This is a genomic window from Actinosynnema sp. NPDC023658, from assembly GCF_040639995.1.
In the GTDB taxonomy this organism is placed as follows: Bacteria; Actinomycetota; Actinomycetes; order Mycobacteriales; family Pseudonocardiaceae; genus Actinosynnema.
The window spans coordinates 1-8,729 of record NZ_JBFAAX010000233.1 but is presented as its reverse complement, the minus strand read 5'-3'; the positions used below and the strand labels follow the sequence as shown (position 1 = coordinate 8,729).

6 protein-coding genes and 1 pseudogene are annotated in these 8,729 nt (G+C 72.1%); 3 read left to right on the top strand and 4 right to left on the bottom strand.

Going from position 1 to position 8,729, the window contains the following annotated elements; all coding sequences use genetic code 11:
* A pseudogene (locus tag AB0G02_RS21875) lies at window positions 1–289 on the bottom strand (hypothetical protein); the annotation flags it as partial.
* Window positions 290–517: 228 nt separating this feature from the next.
* On the opposite strand from AB0G02_RS21875, the gene AB0G02_RS21870 reads away from it, so the two are divergent.
* From AB0G02_RS21870 to AB0G02_RS21860, 3 genes are all read left to right on the top strand, one after another.
* The gene (locus AB0G02_RS21870) at window positions 518–1,903 is read left to right on the top strand and encodes an SDR family NAD(P)-dependent oxidoreductase (RefSeq protein WP_360797271.1); all 1,386 of its coding nucleotides are present in this window, start codon (window positions 518–520) and stop codon (window positions 1,901–1,903) included.
* Between the two features lie 290 nt (window positions 1,904–2,193).
* On the top strand, window positions 2,194–3,141 hold the full coding sequence (locus tag AB0G02_RS21865) for a hypothetical protein (RefSeq protein WP_360797270.1): 948 nt from the start codon (window positions 2,194–2,196) through the stop codon (window positions 3,139–3,141).
* On the top strand, window positions 3,138–5,423 hold the full coding sequence (locus AB0G02_RS21860) for a hypothetical protein (protein WP_360797268.1): 2,286 nt from the start codon (window positions 3,138–3,140) through the stop codon (window positions 5,421–5,423). Before AB0G02_RS21865 ends, AB0G02_RS21860 begins: the two co-directional genes overlap by 4 nt.
* A gap of 121 nt (window positions 5,424–5,544) precedes the next feature.
* Here AB0G02_RS21860 and AB0G02_RS21855 read toward each other — a convergent pair whose 3' ends face one another.
* From AB0G02_RS21855 to AB0G02_RS21845, 3 genes are read right to left on the bottom strand one after another with little or no spacing between them, the layout of a single operon-like run.
* A complete protein-coding gene (locus AB0G02_RS21855) occupies window positions 5,545–6,780 on the bottom strand; it encodes a hypothetical protein (RefSeq protein WP_360797266.1) in 1,236 nt (411 codons plus the stop codon).
* Between the two features lie 31 nt (window positions 6,781–6,811).
* Window positions 6,812–7,777 carry a hypothetical protein gene (locus tag AB0G02_RS21850; protein ID WP_360797264.1) on the bottom strand — a complete coding sequence of 322 codons (966 nt, stop codon included), beginning with the start codon at window positions 7,775–7,777 and terminating at the stop codon, window positions 6,812–6,814.
* Window positions 7,778–7,796: 19 nt separating this feature from the next.
* Window positions 7,797–8,705, bottom strand: a complete 909-nt coding sequence (locus AB0G02_RS21845; RefSeq protein WP_360797262.1) for a tetratricopeptide repeat protein — start codon at window positions 8,703–8,705, stop codon at window positions 7,797–7,799.
* Between the last annotated feature and the right edge of the window lie 24 nt (window positions 8,706–8,729).

Below are 8,729 nucleotides of genomic sequence, written 5' to 3'. Positions count from 1 at the left end.
CCACCGGGGGGTTCGGCGGGACGCGCTCCAACCGGGGCCAGCGGCCGTCCAGCGACTCGGCGGCCAGGCCGATGAGGTGGGTGACGCCGACGTCGGCGCCCGTCGTGACCACGGTCGCGTCCGCGCGTGCGGCGGCGGCGAGCACGGCGCGCAGCACCGGGAGCACGGCGGCGGCGAGTCCGGTGTCCAGGGCGTCGGCCGAGCCGAACACGGCGAGGACCGGGCGACCGCGGGGCAGGCCGAGGGCACGCGCCCGGACGACGTCGTCGGGGTGCGCCAGTCGCCGCACCCGAGGACCGGTACCCCCTGTAAGCAAGCCGGGCACCCGCGACCTCACCCCTCGAACTCGGGGATCAGGTCACCGATCAGGCGCAGGCTCTTCATCACGTCCGCGTGCTTCAGGCTGCCCACCAGACGAGGACCGGTACCCGCTGTAGGCATGCCGGGCACCCTAGCGGTGGCTCACGCGAATTTCACCCGTCCAGGGGTGGATTTCACCGCAGGTAGAGTGCTGGGCGTGTCGATTGACCCCGCCGAACTGGAAATCGCCCTCCGGGTGCTCGCCCAAGTGGACGAACTGGACACCGAGCACCCCGACGCGGTAGCCGTCCGCCGGGCCACCGCCGGCATCTGGAAGAGCCTGCGCAAGCGCCGCAAGGCCGACCGCCGCGCGTCCGTCACGGCCGCCGACCGCGCCGTCATCGAGGCGACCGCGACCGGCTCGCCGTCCCGCATCGACGACGAGACCCGCGGCCTGCTGCTGCGCGAGCCGGAGCCCGGCTCGACGGCGGGCACGTTGCTGCGCGCCCGGTCCTGCTACACGTGCAAGCGCCGGTACACCGAGGTCGACGCGTTCTACCACCAGCTGTGCCCCGACTGCGCGGCGCTGAACCGGGCCAAGCGGGACCAGGGCGCGGACCTGACCGGCAAGCGCGCGCTGCTCACCGGCGGCCGGGCCAAGATCGGCATGTACATCGCGCTGCGGCTGCTGCGCGACGGCGCGCACACCACCATCACCACCCGGTTCCCGCGTGACGCGGTGCGCCGGTTCGCGTCGATGCCCGACAGCGCCGACTGGCTGCACCGGCTCCGCGTGGTCGGCATCGACCTGCGCGACCCGGCCCAGGTCGTGCAGCTGGCCGACTCGGTGGCCGCCGCCGGGCCGCTGGACATCCTGATCAACAACGCCGCGCAGACCGTGCGCCGGTCGGCCGACGCCTACGCGCCCCTGGTCGCCGCCGAGTCCGCTCCGCTGCCGTCCGGCCCGCTGCCCGAGCTGCTGACGTTCGGGCACACGCTGTCCGCGCACCCCGTCGCGCTGGCGGGCACGATGGCCGACACCATCCCCTCGGTGACGGCGCTGGCGCTGACCGCCGGGTCCAAGGAGATCGACGCGGGCGGCCTGGTGCCCGACCAGGCGGCGGTCAACAGCTGGGTGCAGCGGGTCAACGAGGTCGACCCGGTGGAACTGCTGGAGGTGCAGCTGTGCAACAGCACCGCGCCGTTCATCCTGATCTCCCGGCTGCGCCCGGCGATGGCCGCCTCGCCCGCGCGCCGCAAGTACGTGGTGAACGTCTCCGCGATGGAGGGCCAGTTCAGCCGCGCCTACAAGGGCCCCGGCCACCCGCACACCAACATGGCCAAGGCCGCGCTGAACATGCTGACCCGCACCAGCGCCGAGGAGATGCTGACCGACGGCATCCTGATGACCGCCGTCGACACCGGCTGGATCACCGACGAGCGGCCGCACCCGACCAAGCTCCGGCTGGCCGCCGAGGGCTTCCACGCGCCGCTGGACCTGGTCGACGGCGCGGCCCGGGTGTACGACCCGATCGTGCGCGGCGAACTGGGCGAGGACCTCTACGGGTGCTTCCTGAAGGACTACGCGCCGGCGGCGTGGTGAGGCGATCACCCGCCTTTTCCGTCCATTCCCGACAGTAGTAACGCGCATGGGCCGATCGGGTAGGCCGGTTAACGGAATGGCGCCCGTGTGCGACTCTCCGTCGGTAGGCTGAAGCTTTCGGTGTGCCGCCGTGAGGCGACGGGGGTGGGCATGGATGGCGGGCGGGCCGGTCGAGCCGCCGCGCTGCCGCGCGTGACCGGATCGGGGCCGACCAGGCGATCGACCGGTTCGGGTGAACGGGTGACATCTCCACGCCCGGATCGTCACCCGCAGTGCACGGGGTGGGCGCGGTGACCGAGGCGCGCGTCAACCCGTTCCCGCTGCCCGGCTGGGAGAGCACGCCGATGCGCCCGCTGCGCCCGTGGCACCGGCCGGCGCACCGCGACTACTACGTGCCCGTGGACGGCACGGAGAGCGCCTTCCAGCAGTTCCGGCAGGACATGGGCGACCTGACCGTGCTGCTGGAGTACGGCCGGCTGGTGCTGGTCACCGGAGAGTCGGGCTGCGGCAAGACCGCGCTGGTCAACCGGTGCGCGGACTGGGTCGCCGCCGAGCTGTCCGGTCGGGGGATGCGCGGTGTCGTGCTGGACCTGACCGGCTGCCTGCCGACCGACCAGGAGCTGTCCATCGACCAGCGCACGGTCGAGGTGTGCGACCAGATGTTCGACCTGCTCGTGGACCACGACGCGCTGCGACCGGACGCGGCGGACCGGATGGAGGCCGACCGGAACGTGCCCCGCCGCGTCTTCCCCCGGCTCGGCCGGGCGTTGCGCGAGGAGGTGGCGCTGGTCGTGCTGCTGCCCAGCCCGAACGAGCTGGTGGACGAGGTGATCCGCTACGCGCGGGTCCTCAGCAACGCGAAGGTGCTGTTCCTGACCGAATCCGCGTACCTGGGCACGAACGAGGTGGCGGACGTCGTGCGCCAACTGGAAACCTGGGTCCCGCCGATCACCCTGCACCTCGGTCCGCTCGACCCCGGTGACGCGCAGCGATTCGCCGAAGACCGGCTGTCGCGTCACGCGGACGCGGGAACTTTTCCACGGATGAGTGACGACGCGATCGAATTGGTGGCCAAGCACTGCCAATCCGTCGCGATGCTGCAGCGATTCCTGCACGGCACCTACGAGCACAAACTCGAAACGGGACTAGGCTACACCGAGGCCGATCTGGTGACCGTCGAGGACATCAGGGCGTTCTTGAACACCAGGTCCCGGAATGGACTGGGGAATGGGCCATGAGCGGTAGCAGCGATCTCCCGCCCCCGCGGAAGAACCCCTTCTCGCCGATGGCGGTCGCCCGGATCACGGACTTCGACGACGACCCGGACGCGGTCGACGTGGCGATCACCACCGACGCGACGCGGCAGGCGCTCGCGCACCTCACCTCGTACCTCGACGCGCCACCCGCGCGCGGTGGGCGTGACCGCACGGGCACCGTCGTGGCCGTGCTGGGCGACTACGGCACCGGCAAGACGCACCTGGCGGTGCGGCTGGTCCGGCACGCCCGCGAGGTGCTGGCCGACCCGACGCACGCGCTGTACCTCGACGCGACCGCGGAGAGCTTCATCGAGCTGTACCGGCGGTTCATGCAGAAGCTCGGCCGCGAGGGCGTGCGCGCGCAGGTCAGCGAGTACTACGCGGACATCGTCGCCGACTCGTTGCAGAGCAGCGGTCTGACCAGCGACATGCTGGAGTGGCTCGGCAGCAGGCAGCTGGAGCCGCAGGAGGTCGTGGAGCGGCTGGGCCTGATGGAGAGCGCGCTGCTGCGCAAGGTCCAGGACACGCTGCGCGAGGTCACCAACAACGACGACTTCGGCACCGCGCTCACCCTGCTGCTGCGGCCGGGGTTCGAGCACTCGGTGTGGTCGTGGCTGCTCGGCGGCACGCCGGACCAGGTGCTGGTGGAGCGGGGCATCGCCACGCCGATCGACACCGAGGTGGCCGCGCTGGAGGCGATGGGCGTGTTCGCCCTGCTGTTCGGCGGCAGGCAGCGGCGGTTCGTGCTGGCGGTCGACGAGCTGGACAAGATCTTCTCCGCCGACAGCCGCCCGCACGCCCGCACCATGGCCGCGTTCCAGACGTTGCTCCAGGTGTTCGCCAAGGCCGGGGCGTGCCTGGTGCTGTGCGGGTTGCCGGACTTCAAGTCCGTGCTGCCGCCCGCGGTGCGGCAGCGCATCCCGTACACCGTGGTGATGTCCGGGTTGAGCCAGGTCGAGGTGCGCGAGTTCATCGCGCTGGCGCAGGAGCAGGTGTTCGGCACGCCGCAGCTGGCGCCGTTCACCGTCGACACCACGCGGTACCTGCGGGACATCGCGCGGGGCAACGCGCGCAACGTGATCCGGTTGTGCCACCGGGTGTTCCGGATGGCCGACGACGTGTCCCGCACGCCCGGCCACGAGTTCACCGTCACCGAGGACATGGTGCGGCAGGCGGCGCGCGACCTGTTCGGGTCGTTGAGCTCGGACGACCTCGACGGCGTGGTGCGGCGGCTGCTCGACGCCAACGGCCTGGACTACCTGCACCGGCACCTGATCGGCGCGGCCGAGGACTCGTTGGCGGACTTCTGGGTCACGTTCCCGGACAGCACCGGCGGGTGCGCCGTGCTGATCACCCGGTCCCTGCTGGACAACGCGGACGTCGGCGGGGTGATGCGGCGGATCTCGGCGGTGCGCGAGGCCGACCCGGACGCCGAGCTGATCCTGCTGGTCAACGGCGTGGTGGCGGACGGCGTCGCGATCCAGCTGCGGGAGCTGCTCGGGCGTGAGCCGCTGGTGTACGTCGACCGGACGTTCGTCGAGGACTTCACCGCGCTGGTGGGCGCGACGAGCAGGCGGTTGGGCGGCGACACGGACCCGTTGTCCGCGCTGCGGCTGCGGATGGACCAGCTCACCAGGCAGCAGACGAGCATCTACGGGTTCATCGAGCACCTGGCCGAGCACATGGACGGCGTGCGCGCGTCGTCGGACCGGCAGCTCGGCGCGATCCAGCGGCAGCTCAGCGCGTTGGCGGGCGGCACGCCGGGTCGTGCGGAGGCGGCCGCGTCGAGCAGGCTGCCCGGCGAGGTGGAGCGGCTGTTCCGCGACGCGGTGGACGTGCTGGAGGACCTGACGCAGGTCGACGTGATGTTCGAGGAGGCGTTCGACCACGCGCCGACCGCCACCCAGGAGGCCGTGCACCGGCGGCTGCGGACGCCGGAGTTCACCCAGGCCGCCGCGCAGGCGGTGTTCATGCAGAAGGCCGTGCAGGCGTTCCGGTCGGCGGTCTCGCAGTGGTACCAGTCGTCCGAGGACGCCGACGCGGAGGACCGGCTGGAGGAGCTGTGCGGCACCTACGACGGGATCGTGGAGTTCCTGCCGCTGTTCCTGCTGGAGCCGCTGTTCAAGCTGGCGCCGTGGTCGGCGCGAGCCGGCGGCCTGGTGGCGGAGGTGAGCCAGGGCTCGCGCCGCGCCCGCGTGCACGAGGCCCTGCGCAACCTGAGCCCCCGCGTCCGCAACGCCGTGTTCCGCTCCTCCCCCGCCTGACCTGAACGCTCAACTCGGGGCACCCGAACGCAGGACACGCGCGTTCCGAACGTAGGACTCTCGCGAGAGTCCTACGTTCGCGGCGCGAGAGTCCTACGTTCAGGACGGGTGAGTTGAACGCTCAGGGCGTGCGCTTCACCCGGTAGGCGGAGGCGACGTGCGGCACGGCCGGGTTCAGCGGCACGCGGGGCACGCGCTTCGGCCCGCGTGACGGCTCCCGCGCGGGCTTGTTCGGCTCACGCTCCCGCCGGGCCTTCGCGGACGCGGTCTCACGTCCGGACGGCACGGCGACGGGCGGCGGGACGGGCGACAGGCGGTCGTAGACCCCGTTGGTGACGGCGTGCAGCAGGTTCACCACGACGACGGCCGGCGCGACCACGGCGATGGAACCCGGGAACCGCGGCTCCAGCAGCAGCGCCAGGATGATCGCGGTCAGCCCGTTCTGCTGCCCCAGCGCCAGCCGCAGCCGGTCGCCGCGCCACCGCCTCGGCACCGTCAGCACGAACGCCACCACGGCCTGCGCGCCGAACGCCGCCACGCCCAGCACCGCGCCGACCCCGGCCAGCGCCCAGCTGAACTCGTCGGCCAGCACCAGCCCGACCGCCGCGATCGCGAGCAGCATCCCGGCCTCGGCCAGCCCGTCGACCCACCGCCCGAGGTTCGGCCGGAAGAACAGCCCCAGCAGCGCCAACGCCAGCAGCAACGCGTACTGCACCGCGACGAACCCGAGCGCGAGCACCGCCACGACCATCACCGCGCGCACCGCGTAGCGGACCGCGCGCCCACCCGCCTCGGCCCGCCGCACCCGCCCGCGCACCAGCGTCCACAGCATGAACGCCACCCCGGCCAACGCGAGGTTGAGCACCAGGTTCACCGCGAACGACCCCACGCCGCCCACCGCACCGCCCCGGAGCGCGAACGCGGTGATGTACACGGTCAGCAGCACGGTGATCGGGTCGTCGAACGACGCCCACGCCGACAGCAGCGCCTTGGCCGACTCCGACATCCGGGACTTGGCCCGCATCGCGGCCACCGACAGCGGGTCGATCTGCGCCACCGCCACCGCCAGGATCAGGTGGTTCGGCTCGCGGAACACGAAGAACATCGCGCCGAAGACCAGCGCGACCTTGGCGAGCACGCCGAGCGTCACCGCGATGACGACGGTGCGCAGCTCTTTGCGGAATTCCGCTATCTCGATCCCGCTGGTGCTCGCGTACAAACCGAATCCGAGGAGTGCGGTGATGAAAAACCCGTACACCGGTGATCGGTCGACGTCGGTGAGTCCGAAGTAAGACGCGGTGAGCCACCCCGCGCCAAGGGCCGCCAGGAGGGTGGCCGAGCGGATCGCGGGCGTCACCATTCCACGGTAGGCAAGGGTGGGTGCGCGTTCAAGGACCGAGTGGAGTGAGTTCTTGCGCCAAAGCGGACATTCGATCATCCGCCGCACGCACGCGTGACTGGTCGATGGTCACACCCACCAGGTATTCGCCCGCGCGCAACCGGTAGTAGTAGATCGCGCCCATCTCGACGTCCAGCACGAGCCGTTCCATCAACCCGCCGACGACGGGGCTGACCGCCCGGTTCAGCTTGGTCGTCAACGTGCCCAGCTCGCCCACGAACCCGTGGTAGAACCGGCGCCGCGCGTCCACCGTGATCTGGTTGAAGAACGGCGCCAGCGACGGGTCCCCGAGGCAGTCGACCATCGCCAGCACCTCGCCGGCGACGACGTGCGCGACCAGGTGGAGGTCCTGCGACCGCACCGCGGCCAGGCACGCGGTCAGCGGCCCCTCCCCCACCGTCACGTGCGGCTGCGCGCCCTCGTCGAGCACCGGCAGCGGCGTGACCTGGTCCGCGCTCTCCCACCCGCCGGGGTTGAGCGAACCGAGGCTGAGCTGGCGGCGCAACCGGGTGGCGAGCCCGGCCACCGCGCGGTCGGCCTCGTCCACCGCCGGGTGCCCGAACAGCGGTCCCGTGCCCGCGTGGTCCAGCACCAGGCCGACGACGTGCTCGCTCGGCACGACGGAGTCGCAGAACAGGGCGCCTTCCTCGGTGTGCAGCACGGTGCGGATGAGCCGGCCCGTGCGCACCTCCTGCAACGCCCGGTCCAGCGTCGCGACCTGGAACGTCAGGTGCCTGCCCAGCCGCTTGAGCTCCTCGCGGCGGGTGCCGCCGGGCAACGCGTCCGGCGCGGCCGCGGGGTCACCGAGGGCGTCGATGCCGAAGTCGAACACGCCGCTGCTGTAGTGCGCGAGGTAGTGCAGCGCGGGGCTCTCGACGATCGCCTCCCGGCACGCCTGCCGGGCCAGGTCGAACTCGGGGCCCACGTGCTCGGCCTGGTCCTCGTGCAGCTCCACGCCGGTCCTCCCTGCGCGCTCAGGTGTGCGGGACGTCGACATCGCACTCCTGCCAGTCCTGGTCGGTCGGGTGCTCCGCGCGCCGCAGGTTGTGCGCCGCGGCGGCGGTGTGCGGGTGGTCGTGCCCGAGGAACTCCAGGCAGTCGGTGTGCGCCTCGGCGATCAGCTCGGCGGCCCGGTCCGCGTCGCCGGCGGCGGCGTGCACCCGGGCCTCGTCGATGGCCGCCGCCAACGTCCACGGGTGCGTGTCGCCCAGCCGGGTGCGCAGGGTCCGCGTCGCCGCTTCCACGTGGCCCACCGCGCCCGCCGGGTCGCCCGCCGCGCGCAGCGCCAGGCCCAGGCCCAGCTCGCACAGCGCCACGAACGGGTGGTCGTCGCGCAGCCCGACGTGCTCCTGGAAGCCGGTCAACGCCGTGCGCGCGAGCTCCACGGCCAACCCGGTGTCGACGCCGACCCGGCGGTGGTCGGCGGAGAAGCTCAGCGCGCACCCCAGCGTGTACGGGTGGTGCGGGCCGAGGACCTCGCGGTAGTCCCGCAACGCCTTGCCGGTGCGCTCCTTGGCCTCCTTGGCCCGGCCCACCAGGCGCAACGCGATGGCCCGGTTCCACTGCACGCCGATCTGGATCTGGTTCAGCTCGTGCCGCAGCGCCTGCAACTGCTGCGAGGCGAACAGCAGCGAGTCCAGCGCCTCCGGGTAGCGACCCAGTTCGCGCTGGTAGAGCCCGATCTGCGCGAGGGTCGCCCAGGTGCGCACGTCGCCGGTGCCGAACAGGCGGCGGCGCCTGCGGTAGTTGTCCTCCTCCAGGGCGAGCGCGCCCGCCGCGTCACCCGACAGGAACATCGAGGACGCCAGGTTGTTCGCGGCCCGGCGGGTGTCCGGGTGGTCCTCCCCGAGCACCGCGCGCAGGCTCTCCCTGGAGGAGGACAACTACCGCAGGCGCCGCCGCCTGTT

Coding starts and splice junctions, on each gene's coding strand:
- AB0G02_RS21860 (WP_360797268.1), top strand. CDS start 3,138: ATGAGCGGTAGCAGCGATCTCCCGCCCCCGCGGAAGAACCCCTTCTCG.